This is a genomic window from Gluconacetobacter tumulisoli (assembly GCF_014174155.1).
In the GTDB taxonomy this organism is placed as follows: Bacteria; Pseudomonadota; Alphaproteobacteria; order Acetobacterales; family Acetobacteraceae; genus Gluconacetobacter; species Gluconacetobacter tumulisoli.
This window is the reverse complement of record NZ_JABEQM010000005.1, coordinates 15,815-33,782: the sequence shown is the minus strand read 5'-3', so window position 1 is coordinate 33,782 and position 17,968 is coordinate 15,815. Positions and strand designations below refer to the sequence as shown.

General features: G+C 66.3%; 15 protein-coding genes. 12 read left to right on the top strand and 3 right to left on the bottom strand.

Translation table 11 applies throughout. From position 1 onward, the window contains the following. Nucleotides 1-6 precede the first annotated feature (6 nt). The 6 genes from HLH28_RS07615 (at nucleotide 7) to HLH28_RS07590 (ending at nucleotide 5,360) form a co-directional block, all read left to right on the top strand. Entirely contained in the window at nucleotides 7-522 is a 516-nt protein-coding gene (locus HLH28_RS07615) for a prepilin-type N-terminal cleavage/methylation domain-containing protein (RefSeq protein ID WP_182957023.1), read from the top strand. Beyond that, entirely contained in the window at nucleotides 515-892 is a 378-nt protein-coding gene (locus tag HLH28_RS07610; RefSeq protein ID WP_182957020.1) for a prepilin-type N-terminal cleavage/methylation domain-containing protein, read from the top strand. Before HLH28_RS07615 ends, HLH28_RS07610 begins: the two co-directional genes overlap by 8 nt. After that, nucleotides 889-1,470 (top strand): prepilin-type N-terminal cleavage/methylation domain-containing protein, encoded by a 582-nt coding sequence (locus HLH28_RS07605; protein WP_182957017.1) that lies wholly within the window; start codon nucleotides 889-891, stop codon nucleotides 1,468-1,470. Before HLH28_RS07610 ends, HLH28_RS07605 begins: the two co-directional genes overlap by 4 nt. A gap of 4 nt (nucleotides 1,471-1,474) precedes the next feature. Next, nucleotides 1,475-1,894 (top strand): hypothetical protein, encoded by a 420-nt coding sequence (locus tag HLH28_RS07600; protein WP_182957014.1) that lies wholly within the window; start codon nucleotides 1,475-1,477, stop codon nucleotides 1,892-1,894. Nucleotides 1,895-2,227: 333 nt separating this feature from the next. Continuing rightward, nucleotides 2,228-3,925, top strand: coding sequence for a phospholipase C (locus tag HLH28_RS07595; RefSeq protein ID WP_220789988.1), 1,698 nt, complete (start codon nucleotides 2,228-2,230; stop codon nucleotides 3,923-3,925). Between the two features lie 67 nt (nucleotides 3,926-3,992). Next, complete coding sequence (locus tag HLH28_RS07590) at nucleotides 3,993-5,360, top strand: cytochrome-c peroxidase (RefSeq protein ID WP_338029681.1); 1,368 nt, start codon at nucleotides 3,993-3,995, stop codon at nucleotides 5,358-5,360. Between the two features lie 105 nt (nucleotides 5,361-5,465). Here HLH28_RS07590 and choV read toward each other — a convergent pair whose 3' ends face one another. The 3 genes from choV to choX are packed head-to-tail and all read right to left on the bottom strand — an operon-like array spanning nucleotide 5,466 to nucleotide 8,514. Beyond that, entirely contained in the window at nucleotides 5,466-6,671 is a 1,206-nt protein-coding gene (gene choV / locus HLH28_RS07585) for a choline ABC transporter ATP-binding protein (protein ID WP_182957011.1), read from the bottom strand. Then, nucleotides 6,668-7,519 carry a choline ABC transporter permease subunit gene (gene choW / locus HLH28_RS07580; protein ID WP_182957008.1) on the bottom strand — a complete coding sequence of 284 codons (852 nt, stop codon included), beginning with the start codon at nucleotides 7,517-7,519 and terminating at the stop codon, nucleotides 6,668-6,670. The genes choV and choW overlap by 4 nt, the downstream gene beginning before the upstream one ends. A 35-nt stretch (nucleotides 7,520-7,554) precedes the next feature. Continuing rightward, complete coding sequence (gene choX, locus HLH28_RS07575; protein ID WP_182957006.1) at nucleotides 7,555-8,514, bottom strand: choline ABC transporter substrate-binding protein; 960 nt, start codon at nucleotides 8,512-8,514, stop codon at nucleotides 7,555-7,557. 256 nt (nucleotides 8,515-8,770) lie between these two features. Here choX and betB point away from each other — a divergent pair, with 256 nt between their 5' ends. The 6 genes from betB (at nucleotide 8,771) to HLH28_RS07545 (ending at nucleotide 17,962) form a co-directional block, all read left to right on the top strand. Beyond that, the gene (betB, locus tag HLH28_RS07570) at nucleotides 8,771-10,867 is read left to right on the top strand and encodes a betaine-aldehyde dehydrogenase (protein WP_182957004.1); all 2,097 of its coding nucleotides are present in this window, start codon (nucleotides 8,771-8,773) and stop codon (nucleotides 10,865-10,867) included. 155 nt (nucleotides 10,868-11,022) lie between these two features. Beyond that, nucleotides 11,023-12,678 carry a choline dehydrogenase gene (gene betA, locus HLH28_RS07565; RefSeq protein WP_220789987.1) on the top strand — a complete coding sequence of 552 codons (1,656 nt, stop codon included), beginning with the start codon at nucleotides 11,023-11,025 and terminating at the stop codon, nucleotides 12,676-12,678. Between the two features lie 183 nt (nucleotides 12,679-12,861). Beyond that, complete coding sequence (locus tag HLH28_RS07560) at nucleotides 12,862-14,115, top strand: sarcosine oxidase subunit beta family protein (RefSeq protein ID WP_182957002.1); 1,254 nt, start codon at nucleotides 12,862-12,864, stop codon at nucleotides 14,113-14,115. 10 nt (nucleotides 14,116-14,125) lie between these two features. Continuing rightward, nucleotides 14,126-14,431 carry a sarcosine oxidase subunit delta gene (locus HLH28_RS07555; protein WP_182957000.1) on the top strand — a complete coding sequence of 102 codons (306 nt, stop codon included), beginning with the start codon at nucleotides 14,126-14,128 and terminating at the stop codon, nucleotides 14,429-14,431. Next, entirely contained in the window at nucleotides 14,428-17,436 is a 3,009-nt protein-coding gene (locus HLH28_RS07550) for a sarcosine oxidase subunit alpha family protein (RefSeq protein WP_182956998.1), read from the top strand. The genes HLH28_RS07555 and HLH28_RS07550 overlap by 4 nt, the downstream gene beginning before the upstream one ends. Continuing rightward, nucleotides 17,429-17,962: a sarcosine oxidase subunit gamma gene (locus HLH28_RS07545; protein ID WP_182956996.1), complete on the top strand. Its 534-nt coding sequence runs from the start codon at nucleotides 17,429-17,431 to the stop codon at nucleotides 17,960-17,962. Before HLH28_RS07550 ends, HLH28_RS07545 begins: the two co-directional genes overlap by 8 nt. Nucleotides 17,963-17,968 lie beyond the last annotated feature (6 nt).

Genomic DNA, 17,968 nt, shown 5'->3' with positions numbered 1-17,968 from the left:
GCTTCGGTGCTCGAAACCACACGCCGGGGGTGGTCCAAGGGGCCGCTCTCGCTCGCCAGCCCGCATTTTCCCACAGCCTCCGAGGGGGCGGGCCGGATCCCGCCGGGAATCGCGGGCTTCACGCTGCTCGAGACGATTGTCGTGCTGGTCGTCGCGGGGCTGCTGCTCGGCCTCGTCGTCGAGCGGGGGCCGCTGCACAGCGCCAGGGCGGATTTCAATGTCCAGCGCGCGCGCGTCCTTGCGCTTTTGCGCATGGCCCGGCTCGATGCCCAACTGGACGGAGCGTCGGTTTCCGTCAAGTTCGAGCCGGTTTCGGGTGCCTTGGTGGAGATCGCGCGACACCGCGTCGTCCGCCGCGTGGCGCTGGCGCGCGGGGCCGGCATCCTGACGTCGGCCGACGGCGCATTCGTTTTCTTTTCCGATGGAACGGCACGCCAGGGAGCCTGGCGGCTGTCGGTCGAGGGCTACGGCACGTCGCTGCGCCTCGATCCCCTGACCGGCAGGATTCTGGTTGATGCGTAGCGAGCGTGGATTCACGTTGCTCGAAACGATCGTCGCACTGGCGATCGCGGGCGCGGCGCTGGCCGTCCTGATGCTTGTCCTGGGCGGCACGATCGACGGATCCGTGCGCGCCGGGCAGCGGGAGGAAGCCCTCGAACAGGCACGGTCGCGGCTTGAAATGGCGTTGACGGTGCCGCGCCTGCCGACCGGACAATGGGAAGGCCAGGCGGCCGATGCATTCCGATGGCGTATCGAGATGCGCCTGATCGGGACGCTGCCGCCCAGCGAAGGTCGGCATGTCGGTTTCTATGCGATGGACGTGACGGTTCTGCGCGGTCCGGTCGTCCTGGCCCATCTGGCGGGGCGGCGCTTCGCGCCGGCTGTGCCATGAGGGCGGTGCGGGAGGGTGGATTTACCCTTCTTGAAATGCTGGTTGTCACGCTGTTGCTTGCGATGCTCTCTCTCCTGCTCTCAGGCGGGCTGGTCCTTGGTTTCAAGGGATGGGCGAGGCAGGAACGCGATGCCGACCGGCGCGCCGCCTCGATGGAGACGGCGGCCGATCTGCGCCGCCTGCTCGAGGCCGCGCAGGACGGGGATGGAGTTCCGGGGGGCGAATTCGCCGGAACGGAGGATCGTGTCTCGTTTTCGACCCTGACCCGGCTTGCGGACCGTCAGATGCACCGGATCCACGTGGGGCTGGGGATCGACCGGTTTCATCGTCTTGTCATGCGTTGGCAGATCCGGCCCGACGTCGAGTGCGGATCTTCCCTTCCCGTTCACGAGGATGTCCTGATGTCGTCGATCGCGAGTCTGAATATGAGATATTGGCAGTCTGGAAAAGGATGGACCAGGAACTGGCAGGGGGATGGGGTACCTGACCTCGTCGGGCTGGCGCTGGCGCGACAAGATGGGGAAAGGATGGCCGAGATCCTGGTGCATCCCGTGACAGGATCGTCGGAGCGTGACTAGCCGCATGCGTTTGGATCAGGCCGAAACCGGTCGGGGCGTGCTGGCACGGGCCCTGGCCGTGCCATTTCTGATGGCCTTGACGATACCTGTCGATCGGGCCTTCGCGACGCCCCCGCCGACTGGGAGCGACCCGGTCGCCGTCATCCTGGATCGGCCGCTCTTTGCCGCGGATCGCCGCCCTGCCGGCGAACCGCAGGAACAGGAGAGCGTACCGGTATTGACCGGGATCGTCCAGGGAAGAGGCGAGCAGGCCGCATTGTTCCAGTCCCAGGCCGAAGACGAGGCCGGAAAGCCCGTGCCGGTCGGAGGGGAGATCCTGGGGTGGAAACTCATCGTGGTGGAGAAAGACACGGTGGTGATCACCCGTGATGGAAAGGCGCTCAGACTTCATCCCGACTATCAAGGGACGGCCCCGCCGTCCTGAGCGCCCTCTTTTGAAATGCGGGATTGTGGTGATCCGACGCACGTTTTCCGTGCCGCTATGCCTGCTCCTTGCATGACGAACGGCATCGTCATCCTGGTTTGTCATGGCAGGGCGCTGTCACAAGTTCTTCACCAAACTATCACACTGGTCTTGGTGGCCAGGATGTATTGAACAGCGGTCGTTACACTATTTTCAATTTGTGCCGAATGCAATGCTGGGCGTTGCGTGTGGATGTCCGGAAGTATTGGCATGTCAAATTCACGTAGATAATGAAAATTTACTTGTATTTGAGATGTGAAAATACGTTGCGGGCGAGAAAAATCGAGGAAAACAATGGTCGGAAAAAAATCCAATCTTGCGCTCTGCGCCTTGCTCTCCGTCACCATGCTGACGCCCGTCTCTCGCGCGTCGGCCGATGGAACGGGCACCGCGGCCGCGACGGCGGTTTCGGCGAGTGACTTCACGACACGGACGCCGATCAAGCATCTGGTGGTGATCTATCAGGAAAACGTGTCGTTCGATCATTATTTCGGCACCTATCCGCGGGCGACGAACCCGAAAGGTGAGCCGGCCTTCACGGCAAAGGTGGGCACGCCCACGGCCGTCTACACCCTGCGTACCTCGCATCTGTTGAGCCAGAACCCGAATACCGGCGCGCAGAACGGAACGGGTGCGGCCCTTCCTTTCCGCCTCGACCGCACGCAGGCCAGTTCGGCTGACCAGAATCACGCCTACACCGCCGAACAGATGGCCTACGATAACGGCAAGGCGGATCTTTTCCCGCTTTATACCGGCAAGGGCACCCCTGGCGGCGTGGGGGCCTTCGGTACGAGCGGGCAGGTCATGGGCTATTACGACGGCAACACCGTCACGGCTCTCTGGCGTTACGCCCAGCGCTTCGCGATGAATGACAATGCGTACACCGACGTCTATGGTCCTTCGACGCCCGGCGCCCTGAACGTCGTTTCCGGCCAGACGAACGGCATGGTGATCGTCGCCACCACGAAGCAGCCGTCGACCCAGAGCACGCCGTCGGCTTTCGTGGAAGACGGGCAGGGCGGATACACGATGATCAACGACATCGATCCGGCTTACGACGCCTGCTCGTCCAAGACGGACCAGGTTCTGATGTCCGGACAGAATATCGGCGATCTGCTCAATGCGAGCGGCATCACGTGGGGCGGCTTCATGGGGGGATTCGACCTGAGGACGTCCAACGACAACGGATCCAACGGGTGCACGCGATACAGCTATTCGACGGTCGTGGCGCAGAACGTCGTGGATTACATCCCGCACCACAACTGGTTCCAGTACTACAAATCCACCTCGAACCCGATGCACGCGCGCCCGGACTCGATCGCGTCGGTCGGATACACGACTATTCCGGGAAAGAACAAGGCCGACCCCGCCAATCATGAATATGACATCGATGATTTCTACAAGGCGGTGAAACGGGATAATTTCCCCGCCGTGTCGTTCATCAAGATGCCCGCATATCAGGACGGCCACGCGGGATATTCCGATCCGCTTGACGAACAGGCAGGCATCGTCAGGCTGGTCAATTTCCTCCAGAAGACTCCCGAATGGAAAGATACCGCTATCGTCATCACCTATGACGACTCCGATGGATGGTACGATCATTTGTATGCGACCCCGACCCATGGGTCCTTCGCCGGCACGGCCGATCAGGTCAACGGGGCGGGCGTCTGCGGTGAAACGGGGAACGTTCCCCAGGGCGTGAACGGGCAGCCCGTCAACGGTCGCTGCGGTCCCGGCACGCGCATCCCCCTCATCGTCATCTCGCCCTGGGCCAAGACGAACCACATTTCGCATAACCTGGTCACCCAGAGCTCCGTTGTCCGCTTCATCGAGGATAACTGGCTCCACGGAAAGCGTATCGGCGGCGGTTCGTTCGACGCGACGGCCGGCAAGCTCGACAGTCTCTTCGACTTCACGACCGCCCCGCGGACGGAGGAACTGCTGCTCGATACGGCGACCGGCAACGTTCGCTATGACGGCATGGCGAACTGAGACAGAAGCGTTAAACTGGCCTCGGGGGCGGGTTGCACATCGCAGCCCGCCCCAACATGTAAAAAATATGAGTTTTGACGTGCGCAGCTTTCGCCTGGCTTTCAACTCTATCCGGTTCGGGGTGTTCGCGGTACTCCTTGGGTCCGCGGTTTCGGCTTACGCGCAGACAGGTGCGTCTTGCGATCCGACGGCTGACGGCCGCAATCCCTGTCCATCGGCGCTCCGTCGTCCGCCCGTGGCACCCCTTTCGGAAATGGCGCTTATCGGACGGGCGATGTTTTACGACCGGGCGCTTTCCGCTTCCGGTAAGGTCTCCTGCGCGTCATGCCATGACCCGGCGTCTCATTTCGGCCCCAGGGGCGATGTGCCGGTCTTCCTGGGCGGTCCGGGGCTCGACCGTCAGGGGCATCGCGCCATTCCGACGCTGACCTATCTCGAACGACAGCCTCCTTTCAGCATCGGACCCGACGATCCTGCCGCCGAGACCGCGCCGCAGCCTGTCGTGGCCGCCGCCGGGCCTCTTCCGGCCAAGAGCGCGGGAGGCGTCGGTGCGCCGCGCATGGTGCCGCAAGGCGGCCTTTTCTGGGACGGTCGAGCCGACACCTTGCAGCAGCAGGCCAGCGGTCCGCTCTACGACCCCGTTGAAATGGCATCGACGCCCGGGAAAGTCATCGACCGGCTGAGACACGCGCCTTACGGCCCGGCGCTGGCGGGTATCGCGGGCATCCCCGGGCAGCAATCGTCCCGGTTCCTGCTGTCCGAGGCGTTGTTCGCGCTCGCGCGCTACCAGGTCGAGGAAAGCGCCTTCCATCCCTACTCAAGCAAGTTCGATGCCTGGCTGGAGGGAAAGGTGCGCTTCTCGCCGCTGGAGCGCAAGGGATACCAGTTGTTCAATGACCCGCAAAAAGGGAATTGCGCGGCCTGTCATCTCGATACCATGGGGCCGGATCGGCTTCCTCCTCTCTTTACGGATCATCAGTACGAGGCGCTCGGCGCGCCGCGCAATCCCGCGCTGATTCAGAATCATGATCCGTCTTTTCATGATCTTGGCGTTTGCACGCAGCAGCCCGGCGGGGAAAAGGCTTTCGCCCCCTATTGCGGCATGTTCACGACGCCGACGCTGCGAAATGTCGCCACGCGGCGCGTGTTCTTCCATAACGGGGTGTTTCACGACCTTGACAAGGTGGTCGACTTCTATGCCTTGCGTGATACCGACCCCGCTCGATTCTATCCGAAGGATGCCCAGGGCAAAATCCATGTCTATGACGATCTGCCGGATGAATATCGTGCGAATCTCGATACGACGGACGCCCCCCTGGACCGTCATCCCGGCGATGTGCCCGCGCTCGATGAAGACGAGCGACATGCCATCGTCGCCTTTCTCAAGACGTTGACGGACGGTTGGTCCGGGGAGAAAAAAGCCTCTGGCCGGTGAGTCCTGGAAAGTAGGTCGGCGGCTTCGCGCCGCCCGGAATCAAGGGGGGTGAAAGCCCGATCGAGCTGTTCTTCGCCTGACCTGACCTGACCTGACCTGTTCCGGTCAGGGCAAGGCGGCGCGGGGAATGCCGATCATCGCGCCGATCATGTCGGTGTCGTCGCACAGTCCTGCCAGCGTGTCCCCGTCGTCGATCAGCACCGGCAGACCGCTGCGCTGGCGCAGGATGGCGATCGTCTGCAGCGAGCACGCGACCGGCGCGCGATAGATCGTGCCGGGCTGGATGGGCGCGGTGGCCGGGTCGTCGGCCGGCATGCGTTCGACCGGAACCGGCACGCCGTCGCGGCGGGTCACCTGCTGCGTCGCGGGGTCCAGGCCGTAGGTCCCGGCGGGGTCCAGCGCCACGCGCCCGTCGTCCAGGCGGGCCGCCTGGTCCAGCCGCCGCATGACGGTGCCGGCGTTCAGCACCGGCAGCGGGTTCATGTGCCGCACGAAGGCGCTGACATAATCATTGACGGGGCGGATGACGATGTCGTCGGGGCGGCCGGTCTGCACGATCCGGCCTTCGCGCATGATCGTGATCTGGTTTCCGATCTTCAGGGCCTCGTCGATATCGTGGCTGACGAACAGGATGGTTTTCTTCAACCGCCGTTGCAGGTCCAGCAATTCGTCCTGCAGCTTGCGGCGGATCAGCGGATCGAGGGCCGAGAACGGTTCGTCCATCAGCAGGATGTCGGCATCGGTGGCGAAGGCGCGCGCCAGGCCGACGCGCTGCTGCATGCCGCCGGACAATTCGCTGACGTACGAGTCCGCCCAGCGCGTCAGGCCGACCAGTTCCAGCTTCTCGTCCACCACCTCGCGCCGGATGGCGGGCGCCATGCCGCGCAGTTCCAGGCCGAAGCCGACATTGTCGCGCACCGTGCGCCAGGGCAGCAGGCCGAATTGCTGGAATACCATGGCGATGCGGGTCTTGCGCAGGTCGCGCAATGTCTCGGCATCGCAACTGGCGATGTCGACATGGGCCAGGCCATTGCCGATCCGCACCTCGCCGCGCGCCACCTTGTTCAGGCCGTTGGCGGCGCGCAGCAGCGTGGATTTGCCCGACCCCGACAGGCCCATCAGCACGCTGATCTCGCCGCGTTCGATGTCCAGGCTGGCGTCGGCGACGCCGACCGTTACCCCCAGGTCGCGGGCGATCTCCTCGCGCGTGCCGCCCTGGTCCAGGCGCCGCATGGCCTCGGCCAGCGGGCCGGCGGAATTGGTGCGGTGGAACAGGATGTCGACATGGTGGAAGGCAAGCGCCGTTGTCATCGCGAGGAGCCTTTCGGCCGGCACAGCCGGTCCAGCATGATGGCCAGCAGGACGATGGCGAAGCCGGATTCGAAGCCCGTATCGACCTGCACCGTGTTCAGGGCGCGCACGACCGGGACCCCCAGCCCGCCCGCGCCGACCAGGGCGGCGATCACCACCATCGACAGGCTGAGCATGATGCATTGCGTCAGCCCCGCCTGGATCATCGGCAGGGCGGCCGGCAGTTCCACCTTCCACAGCAATTGCGACGGCGTGGCGCCGAAGGATTCGCCGGCCTCGATCAAACCGCGCGGGACCGACGCGATGCCCATCTGCGTCATGCGGATTGGGGCGGGGATGGCGAAGACGATGGTCGAGATCATGCCCGGCACGGTGCCCAGCCCGAACAGGATCAGGGTCGGGATCAGATAGACGAAGGTCGGCAGCGTCTGCATCAGGTCCAGCACCGGATGCAGCGTCCGGCCCAGCCACGGGCGATGTGCTGCGGCGATGCCCACCGGCACGCCGATCAGCATGCACGCCAGGGTGGAGAACAGGATCAGCGACAGGGTCGCCATCGTGTCCTGCCAATAGCCCTGGTTGATGATGAACAGCAGTCCCAGCGCGATCAGCGCCGCCAGGCCGATCGAACGCCGCCACCCGTAGGCGCCGGCCGCGAACAGCGCGACCAGCAGCAGTGACGGCACGTCCAGCAACAGATTGGTCAGCCCGTCGGCACAGAACCCCACGACATCGCTGATGGCGTTGAAGAGGCCCAGGCAATGCGTTCGGATCAGGTCCACGACCTTCGCCATGACCATGCCGACGGGGATCTTGTGGGTCGTAATCCAGTGTTCGAGACCGTCCATGTCTGTCTTTTCGCTATCTGTGGGCGTTGCGCCGCCTAGGGGCGTTGCGCGCTCTGGGGGACGGAGAGGGCGGACAGGACGGCCGGCAGTCCGGGGCGGCCGTCGAGGGTGGTCACGCCGTCCAGCCAGAGGGTCAGCGCATCGGGATGGGCGCGCAGCCAGCGGCGGGCCTCGTCCCGGGGAGGCGTGTGTTCGTCCTGGATGGCCTTCATCATCACGTTCTCCCCGTCGATGGAAAAACGGATCTGGCGCAGCAGGCGCGTGGCGTTGGGGCAGGCGGTGTCGTACCCGGTCCGGATCACGGTATGCACGGTGGCCCCGGCGTCGGGACCGAAGATCGCATCCCCGCCGGTCAGGTAGCGCAGGTGGAAACGCATGTTCATCGGATGCGGCTCCCACGCCAGGAAGACGATGGGCCGATGGCTTTCGATCGACCGCGCGACCTGGCTCAGCATGCCTTGTTCGCTGCTTTCGACCAGGCGGAACCGGCCCAGTCCGAACCGGTTGTCGCGGATCATGTCGAGGACCAGCGCATTGCCGTCATTGCCGGCTTCCAGCCCGTAGATGACGTGGCCGAGCTTCGATCCCCAGCCTGCGATATCGCGGAAATCGTGCAATCCGGCCTGCCAGACCTCCTCGGGCACCGCCAGGGTATAGTGCGCGCCCGACAGGTTGGTCGCGATCTGCTGCACGGTGCCCTTCTTCAGGAACGGGGCGATGGCGGTGGCGCCCGACGGTTCCCAGTTGCTCAGGAACCCGTCGACCTGCCCGGTACTCATGGCCAGATAGGCGACGGTGAGAGCCAGCATCGGGGTGCGCGTCTGGTAGCCCAATGCGTCGAACAGGGTCGCGCCGACCGCGGTCACCGCCGAGGCATCCGTCCACCCGACATCGGCCAGGCGCACGGTCCGGCAGGCGGCGGGGTCCTGGGCGCGGGCGACCGGACAGGCGGCGCACAGCACGAGGACGGACAGCAGGAGGATCGCGCGGCGCATCGCAGGCAGCATATCCTTTCGACAGAGGAACGGGAAATTATTCTGGAAGGCGATTGAACGTTCGTGCAAGAGCCGTGGCGGGCAGGGTTTCGACGGCAACGCTACACCGAAGGAATCGGACCTGCCAACCGTAGTTTTTTCCTTTAAAATTCATGATTTTGTCGGAACAAGACAAGAAAACCGGCCGGTTTTGCGCTTTCATACAAGGCTGGATTTGTCGTTGAACAATCGTTCAAGAGTGTGCAGGATATCTGGCATGTCTTCGTCCAGCATTCCCCCCGCCCCCCGTCCTGATGACGAACGCTGTCGGCGTTTCGCCGCCACGACCATCGAGGTTCTGGCCGATTACGGCTATGTCGGCACCACGCTGGCCCGGATTGCCGAGCGGGCGGAAGTCTCGCCCGGCCTGCTGGTCCATTATTTCGGGGACAAGGAATCCCTGATGGGGGCGGCCTTCCGCCAGTTGTCCGAGACGCTGCGCCAGGAAACCGTGCGCCGCTTCGCCGAGGCCCGCGGCCCGCGCGCGCGCCTGCAGGCCGTCATCGACGGCTGTCTCGGCGCGCGGCAGTTCCAGCCCCGGGTGGGGGCGGTCTGGCTGGCTTTCTGGGGGCAGGTGCCGCACAATCCGACCCTGCGCCGGGTGCAGCGCGTCTATCAGGGGCGCATGCTGTCCAATCTGCGCTACGATCTGGCGTGCCTGGTGCCGGAGCCCGAGGCCCGGTCGCTGGCCTCGGCTATCGCGGCGCTGATCGACGGGACCTGGCTGCGCGCCGCCCTGTCCGACTGGCAGGAGGCCGACAGCGCCGCCGCCCGCAGTCAGGTCACCGCCTTCCTGGACAGCCAGGTCGAACGGCTCCGGCAGCAGGTCCCGGCTGCGCCGGCCATTCTGTCCGGCGCCCGCGCGACCTGCCGCAGCTGGATCGACGGGCGGTACGTGTCCTCGGACGGCGAACGGTTCGAAACCGTGAACCCTGCGACCGGCGACGTTCTGGCCGAGGTCGAAAGCGCGGGCGCGGCCGAAATCGCGCTGGCGATCGACAGCGCCGCGCGCGGGCAGAAGATCTGGGCGCGGATGACGGGGACCGAACGCGGGCGTATCCTGCGTCGCGCGGCGGACCTGCTGCGGCGGGACAATGATATGCTCGCCCGGCTGGAAACGCTGGATACCGGCAAGCCGATCGCCGAGACGGCGGCGGTGGATATCCTGTCGGGCGCCGATGCGCTGGAATATTTCGGCGCGCTGGCCGTCGCCATCAATGGCGAGGCCGTGGACTTGGGCGAGGCCGCGTTCGGCTATACTCGCCGCGAGCCGTTGGGCATCACCGCCGGCATCGGGGCGTGGAACTACCCGATCCAGATCGCATGCTGGAAATCCGCCCCGGCGCTGGCCTGCGGCAATGCGATGATCTTCAAGCCCGCCGAGCTGACGCCGCTGACGGCGGTGAAACTGGCCGAAATCTACCGCGAGGCCGGGGTGCCGGACGGCGTGTTCAACGTGGTGCAAGGCGCGCGCGACACCGGCCGGCTGCTGACGGCGGCGCCGCAGATCCGCAAGATTTCCCTGACCGGCGAGGTCGGGACCGGCCGCGCGGTGATGGCCGATGCGGCACGGACCCTGAAATATGTCACGCTGGAACTGGGCGGAAAATCACCGCTGATCGTCTTCGACGACGCCGACCTGGACAACGCGGTGTCGGCGGCGCTGCTGGCCAATTTCTATTCGGGCGGGGAAATCTGTTCCAACGGCACGCGCGTGTTCGTGCAGGCGGGCATCCGCGACCGCTTCCTGACGGCCCTGGCCGAACGGGTGGGCCGGATGACGATCGGCGACCCCCTGTCGCCCGATACCCATGTCGGCGCCCTGATCAGCCAGGCGCACATGGACAAGGTGCTGTCCTATATCGAACTGGGACGACAGGAAGGCGCGCGGGTGCTGGTCGGCGGCCATCGCGTGACCGACGGTGCGCTGGCGCGAGGCGCGTTCGTGGCTCCGACCGTCTTTGTCGATTGCCGCGACGACATGCGCATCGTGCGTGAGGAAATCTTCGGACCCGTCATGGCCGTGCTGGGGTTCGAGACCGAGGACGAGGTCGTGGCCCGCGCCAACGCCACCGAATTCGGCCTGGCCGCCGGGGTGTTCACCCGCGACCTGCCCCGCGCGCACCGCGTCGTGGCGCGGCTGGAGGCCGGGTCCTGCTGGATCAACCAGTACAACATCACGCCGATCGAAATGCCGTTCGGCGGCTACAAGCAATCCGGCCTGGGGCGCGAGAACAGCCGCGCCGCGCTGGAGCACTATACCCAGGTCAAGAGCGTCTACGTGGCGCTGGGCGATGTCGAGTCGCCGTACTGACGGCACAAGTCGGGCTTTGCCCGAACCCGCCAGGGTCTGAGGCCCTGGACCCCGGTCGTCAACGGATCGGTTCCAAAGGCGACGGCCTTCGGCGGGTTTCGGGGCAGGGCCCTGGGCATGCTGCCGAAGAGTCATTCATCACGCGGAATGGTATCATGAACGAATTCGATTATATCGTCGTCGGTGCCGGTTCGGCCGGCTGCGTGCTGGCCAACCGCTTGACGGAATCCGGTGCGGACAGCGTGCTGCTGCTGGAATTCGGCGGCAGCGACAAATCGATCATCGTCCAGATGCCCAGCGCCCTGGCGATGCCCATGCACAGCAAGCGCTTCAACTGGTTCTATGACAGCGAGCCCGAGCCCCATCTGGGCGGGCGGCGCATGCATACGCCGCGCGGCAAGGGGCTGGGCGGGTCGTCCTCGATCAACGGCATGGTCTATGTCCGGGGCAACGCCCTCGATTTCCAGGACTGGGAGGATGAAGGGGCGACGGGCTGGGGCTATCGCCACGTGCTGCCCTATTTTCGCCGCGCCGAATCCTGCGCCGAGGGCGAGGATCTGTATCGCGGGCGCACCGGGCCGCTGCATACCCAGTACGGCACCGTCGCAAACCCCCTGCATCACGCCTGGCTGACGGCCGGGCAGCAGGCGGGCTATCCGATGACGTCGGATTATAACGGCTTCCAGCAGGAAGGCTTCGACAAGATGAGCATGACCGTGAAGAACGGTCGGCGATGGAGCACCGCGAACGCCTATCTGCGGCCTGCCTTGAAGCGCCGGAACCTGGAACTGCATACGCATGCCCGGGTGACGCGCATCCTCTTCGAGGGCCGTCGCGCCGTGGGCGTGGCCTATCGCCGTCATGGGGTGGAGCATGTGGCCCGCGCCCGGCGCGAAATCATCCTATCCGGCGGATCGATCAATTCGCCGCAGCTTCTGAAACTGTCGGGCATCGGGCCGGCGGCCGAACTGCGCGACCATGGCATCGCGGTGCTGGCCGACCGCCCGGGCGTGGGCGAAAATTTGCAGGATCATCTGGAATTCTATTTCCAGGTGGCGTGCAGTCAGCCGATCACCCTCTATTCGGCGATGAACCCGCTGGCCAAGGCGCGGATCGGTCTGCGCTGGCTGCTGCGCAAGGACGGGCTGGGGGCGACCAACCATTTCGAAAGCTGCGCCTTCATCCGCAGCCGGGCCGGCATCCGATATCCCGACATCCAGTTCCATTTCCTGCCGCTGGCCGTGACCTATGACGGCAAGGGGCTGGCGTCCGGCCATGGCTACCAGGCCCATGTTGGGCCGATGCGTTCGAAAAGCCGGGGCTGGGTGCGCCTGCGCTCGGCCGACCCCGAGGACAAGCCCCGCATCTTCTTCAACTACATGAGCCATGAGGAAGACTGGGTGGACATGCGGGCCTGCGTCCGCCTGACGCGGGAGATCTTCGCCCAGGCCGCGTTCGATCCGTTCCGCGGCCGGGAAATCCAGCCCGGCGCCGATTGCGTGACCGACGCGCAGATCGACGCCTTCATTCGCGACAAGGTCGAAAGCGCGCTGCACCCGTCCTGTACCTGCAAGATGGGCCGGGTGGACGACCCGATGGCCGTCGTCGATCCCGAAACGCGGGTGATCGGGGTGGAGGGGCTGCGCGTGGTCGATTCCTCGATCATGCCGCGCGTCACCAACGGCAACCTCAACGGTCCCACGGTGATGATGGGGGAAAAGGCGGCGGACCACATCATGGGCCGGCCGCTGCTGCCGGCCTCCAACGCGCCCTATTACGAGGATCCGCACTGGCAGGACCGCCAACGCTGAACCCCGGACGGTGCCATTACCGAGACGGGGAAGGCGCGGCGCCCTGAGGCGACGCGGACATGACGTTTTTAGAAAAAAATGGCATGTCGTTTTTATTCAAGCTGCGCGTCCGATCCGTGCGAGCGGACAGGGTGGGGCCGGCGCATTGTCCCGTTGACTGGTCTTGCAGCACGCGGGATGAACATGCAGAAATTTTCAGCGCTTTCGCTGGCACGGCAGGCCCTGGGCGGTCATCTCGGCTGGACGCCGCAATGGCGGTCCGTGGCGCCGAAGCCCGCCTATGACATCGTAATCGTCGGCGGGGGCGGCCATGGGCTGGGCACCGCGTACTATCTCGCCAAGCAACACGGGCTGCGCAACATCGCGGTGATCGAACGTGGCTGGCTGGCCGGCGGCAACACCGCGCGGAACACGACGATCATCCGGTCGAACTATCTGTTCGACGAAAGTTCGTCCTATTACGAGCATTCCCTGAAATTATGGGAAAATCTCTCGCAGGAACTGAACTACAACGTCATGTTCAGCCAGCGCGGCTGCCTGATGGTGGCGCATACGGTCCATGACGTGCAGGTGTTCAAGCGGCATGTGCACGCCAACCGCCTGAACGGAATCGACAACGAATGGCTGTCGGCGGAGGAGGCGAAGGAATTCTGCCCGCCGCTGAATATTTCGCCGAATATCCGTTATCCCGTCCTGGGTGCGTCGTTGCAGCGCCGGGCCGGCACCGCCCGGCATGACGCCGTGGCATGGGGTTTCGCCCGGGCGGCCAGTGACATGGGCGTCGACATCATCGAAAATTGCGAGGTCACCGGCATCCTGCGCGGCCCGGGCGGCGAGGTCCGGGGTGTCGAGACCACGCGCGGCACCATCCGCGCCGGCAAGGTCGGGGTGTCGGCGGCGGGGCACAGTTCGGTCGTGATGGGCATGGCGGGCATCCGTCTGCCGTTGCAGAGCAACCCGTTGCAGGCCCTGGTGTCGGAACCGGTCAAACCGGCCTTTCCCACCATCGTCATGTCCAACACCATCCACGCCTATATCAGCCAGTCCGACAAGGGCGAGATGGTGATCGGCGCGGGCACGGATTCCTACGTGTCGTACACCCAGCGCGGGGGGCTGCATATTCCCGCCCACACGCTGGAGGCGATCTGCGAACTGTTCCCGATGTTCCGCCGCCTGCGCATGTTGCGCTCGTGGGGCGGGATCACCGACAACACCCCCGACCGCTCGCCGATCACGGCGAAGACGCCGGTTCCGGGTCTGTACGTCAATTGCGGCTGGGGCACCGGCGGGTTCAAGGCCACGCCGGGGGCGGCGAACCTGTTCGCCTGGACCATCGCCAAGAATGAGCCGCATCCGATCAACGCGCCCTTCACCATCGAACGGTTCCGCGATGGGGTGATGATCGACGAGGCCGCGGCCGCGGCCGTCGCCCATTAAGGAGGGCATCATGCTTCTGATCCGTTGTCCCTATTGCGGCGACCGCGCGGAAATCGAGTTCGCGAACGGCGGCGAGGCCCATATCGCCCGCCCGGCCGACCCGATGACCCAGACCGACGAGGAATGGGCCCAGTATCTGTACATGCGCGACAACCCCAAGGGGCTGATCGCCGAGCGCTGGCGCCATGCCCATGGCTGCAACCGGTTTTTCAATGCCCTGCGCGATACCCGGACCGACCGTTTCGTGACGACCTATGAAATGGGCCAGCCCCGGCCCGAGATCGACGCCGCCGCAGCGGCGGAGGCTGCACGATGAGCCAGGCTTTTCGCGTTCCCGGCCGTGGCCGGGTCGATTCCGCACGGACCGTGAGTTTCACCTTCGACGGTCGCCGTTTCCAGGGCCTGGCCGGCGACACGCTGGCGTCCGCCCTGCTGGCGAACGGGCATCACCTGATGGGCCGGTCGTTCAAATATCACCGCCCGCGCGGCGCGGTCTCGGCCGGGTCGGACGAGCCGAACGCGCTGGTCGCGGTGGGCAGCGGCCCCGCCCTGCAGACGCCCAACCTGCGCGCGACGCAGGTGGAACTGTACGAGGGCCTGGCCGCCGTCAGCCAGAATCGCTTCCCGTGCCTGCAGTTCGACTTCGGCGCGGTCAACACGCTGGCGGCGCCGCTGCTGCCGGCGGGGTTCTACTACAAGACGTTTATGTGGCCGCGCGGCTTCTGGGACAAGGTCTACGAACCCGTCATCCGCCGCGCCGCCGGCCTGGGCGTGGCCCCGACCGCGCCCGATCCGGACCATTACGCCTTCCAGTACGCCCATTGCGACGTGCTGGTGGCCGGCGCCGGCCCGGCGGGCCTGGCGGCCGCGCTGGCGGCCGGCCGGTCGGGCGCGCGGGTCATCCTGGCCGATGAGACCGCCGAGGCCGGCGGATCGCTGCTGTCCGACCGCACGTCGCGGATCGACGGGCGCCCTGCGGCACTTTGGGTTGCCGACATCCTGGCCGAACTGGCGGCCCTGCCGAATGTGCGGGTGCTGACGCGCTGCACCGCGTTCAATTACGGGCCGCACAACATGGTCGCGCTGAATCAGCGCCTGACCGAACATCTGGCTGACCCGGCGCCCGGCATGCCGCGCGAACGCCTGTGGCAGGTCCGCGCGAAGGAGGTCGTGCTGGCCGCCGGCGCCCTGGAACGCCCCCTGGTGTTCGAGGGCAATGATCGCCCCGGCGTGATGCTGGCCAGTGCCGCTCGGACCTACCTGAACCGCTACGGCGTCGCCTGCGGCAAGCGGGCGGTGATCGTGACGGCGGATGATTCCGCCTATCGCGTGGCGCTGGACCTGCACGATGCCGGGGTGACGGTGACGGCGATCGCCGACCTGCGCCCGGCCCCGGATTCGGCGCTGGTTCGCGCGGCGCAGGGCGCGGGCCTGACGGTGCTGCCCGGCACCACCATCCAGCGCGCGCACGGCAGCACCCGGGTCCATAGCGTGGAACTGGCACGCCTGCTGCCGGACGGATCGGTGGGGCGCGGACAGCGCTGGCGGACCGACCTGGTGCTGATGTCCGGCGGCTATACGCCCAGCGTGCATCTGTTCTCGCAATCGCGGGGCAAGCTGGTGTTCGACGAGGAACTGGGCGTCTACGTCCCCGGTGAACCGGCCGACCGTACGCGCTCGTCGGGCGCCTGCCGGGGCGTCTATCGCCTGGCCGATGTGCTGGCCGACGGCGCGGCGGCGGGCGCGGCCGCCGCCGCGGCCGCGGGCCTCGCGGCGGTCCAAGCGCCGTCCTGGTCGGTCGATGTGGCGGACGAACCGGGGCGCGGCGGCTATGTCGGCGCGCTGCCGCGGCGTGGCAAGGGCCTGCTGGCCATGGCCTTCGTCGATTTCCAGAACGACGTGACGGCCAAGGACGTGAAGCTGGCGGTGCGCGAGGGCTTCCAGTCCATCGAGCATATCAAGCGCTACACCACCACCGGCATGGCGACCGACCAGGGCAAGATGTCCAACGTCAACGCGCTGGGCATTGCGGCCGACGCGCTGGGCCGGCCGGTGGAAAAGGTCGGGCTGACCACCTTCCGTCCGCCCTTCACCCCCGTCACGTTCGGCGCCTTCGCCAGCCACGCGCGCGGCGACCTGTTCGATCCGGACCGCCGGACCCCGATCGATTCCTGGGCGCGTGCGCACGGTGCGGTGTTCGAGGATGTCAGTCTGTGGCGGCGCGCGCGCTATTTCCCCCGCGGCAGCGAGGACATGGAGGCCGCCGTACGGCGCGAATGCCTGGCGGTGCGGGGCGGCGTGGGCATCTTCGACGCTTCCACCCTGGGCAAGATCGAAATCGTCGGTCCCGATGCCGCGACGTTCATGAACCGCATGTATGTCAATGCCTGGACGAAGCTGGGTGTCGGCAAATGCCGTTATGGCCTGATGTGCCGGGAAAACGGCTTCGTCTACGATGACGGCGTGGTCGGGCGGATCGCCCAGGACCGGTTCCATGTCACGACCACGACCGGCGGCGCGCCGGGCGTGCTGGCGATGATGGAGGATTACCTCCAGACCGAATGGCCGGAACTGGATGTCTGGCTGACCTCGACGACCGAGGAATGGGCGGTGATCGCCCTGCAGGGCCCGAAGGCGCGCGAGGTGCTGGCGCCGCTGGTCGACGGGCTGGACATCTCGGCCGGCGCCCTGCCGCATATGAGCCTGGCCGAGGGAACCATCGGCGGCGTGCCGATGCGCCTGTTCCGCGTCAGCTTCACGGGCGAACTGGGGTTCGAGATCAACGTGCCCGCCCGCCACGGCCGCGCGGTGTGGGAGGCGATCTGGGACGCCGGGCAGGCGGCGGGGATCACCCCTTACGGCACCGAGACGATGCACGTGCTGCGGGCGGAGAAGGGCTACATCATCGTCGGCCAGGAAACCGACGGGACCGCGACGCCGGACGATGCGGGCTGCGGCTGGGCGGTCAGCAAGGCCAAGGCGGATTTCGTGGGCAAGCGCTCGCTGGCCCTGCCGGCGATGCAGGCCCCGGACCGCAAGCAACTGGTCGGCCTGCTGACCGAGGCACCGTGGGAGGTGCTGGAGGAAGGCGCGCAGCTGGTCGCCCGACCGGACGAGGCGATTCCGATGCGCACGCTGGGCCATGTCAGCTCGTCCTATTTCAGCGCGACGCTGGGCCGGTCCATCGCGCTGGCGATGGTGGCCGGCGGCCGCGCGCGCGAAGGCGAGACGCTGTACGTGCCCATGGAAGGCCGCACCATCGCGGTGACGGTGACGAAACCGGTGTTCTACGATGTCGAAGGGGCACGTCTGAATGTCTGACACCATGCAGCTTGCCCGAAGCGGGTTCACCCTTGCGACGGCCGCCGATCGGCGCCGGTTCGTGCTGCAGGCCCGGCCCGGGACCCTGGACGCCGCGGCCCGTGCGCTGGGCCTGGCGGAGGCGCCCGCCATGCTGGCGACTGCCAGCGGCGGGGCCGTCACGGCCCTGCGCCTGGGACCGCAGGAAATCCTGCTGCTGCTGGATCCGGCGGGGGCCGGGGACAGCCTGGCGGCGCTGCGCACCGGACTGGACGCCGTCGCGCACAGCCTGGTGGAGGTCAGCGACCGGCAGGTCGGGCTGGACCTGTCCGGCGCCCTGGTGGAACCGGCGCTGGCGTCCCTGACGTCGATCGACGTCGCGCTGCCGGCCTTCCCGGTCGGCATGGCCACGCGGACCCTGCTGGGCAAGGCCGACGGCGTGCTGTGGCGCACCGGTCCGGAGCAATTCCGGTTGGAAATCTGGCGGTCGTTCGCGCCCTATATTTCCGGTTTGCTGGACGAGGCGGCGCGCGACGCCGCATTCTGACGGCAG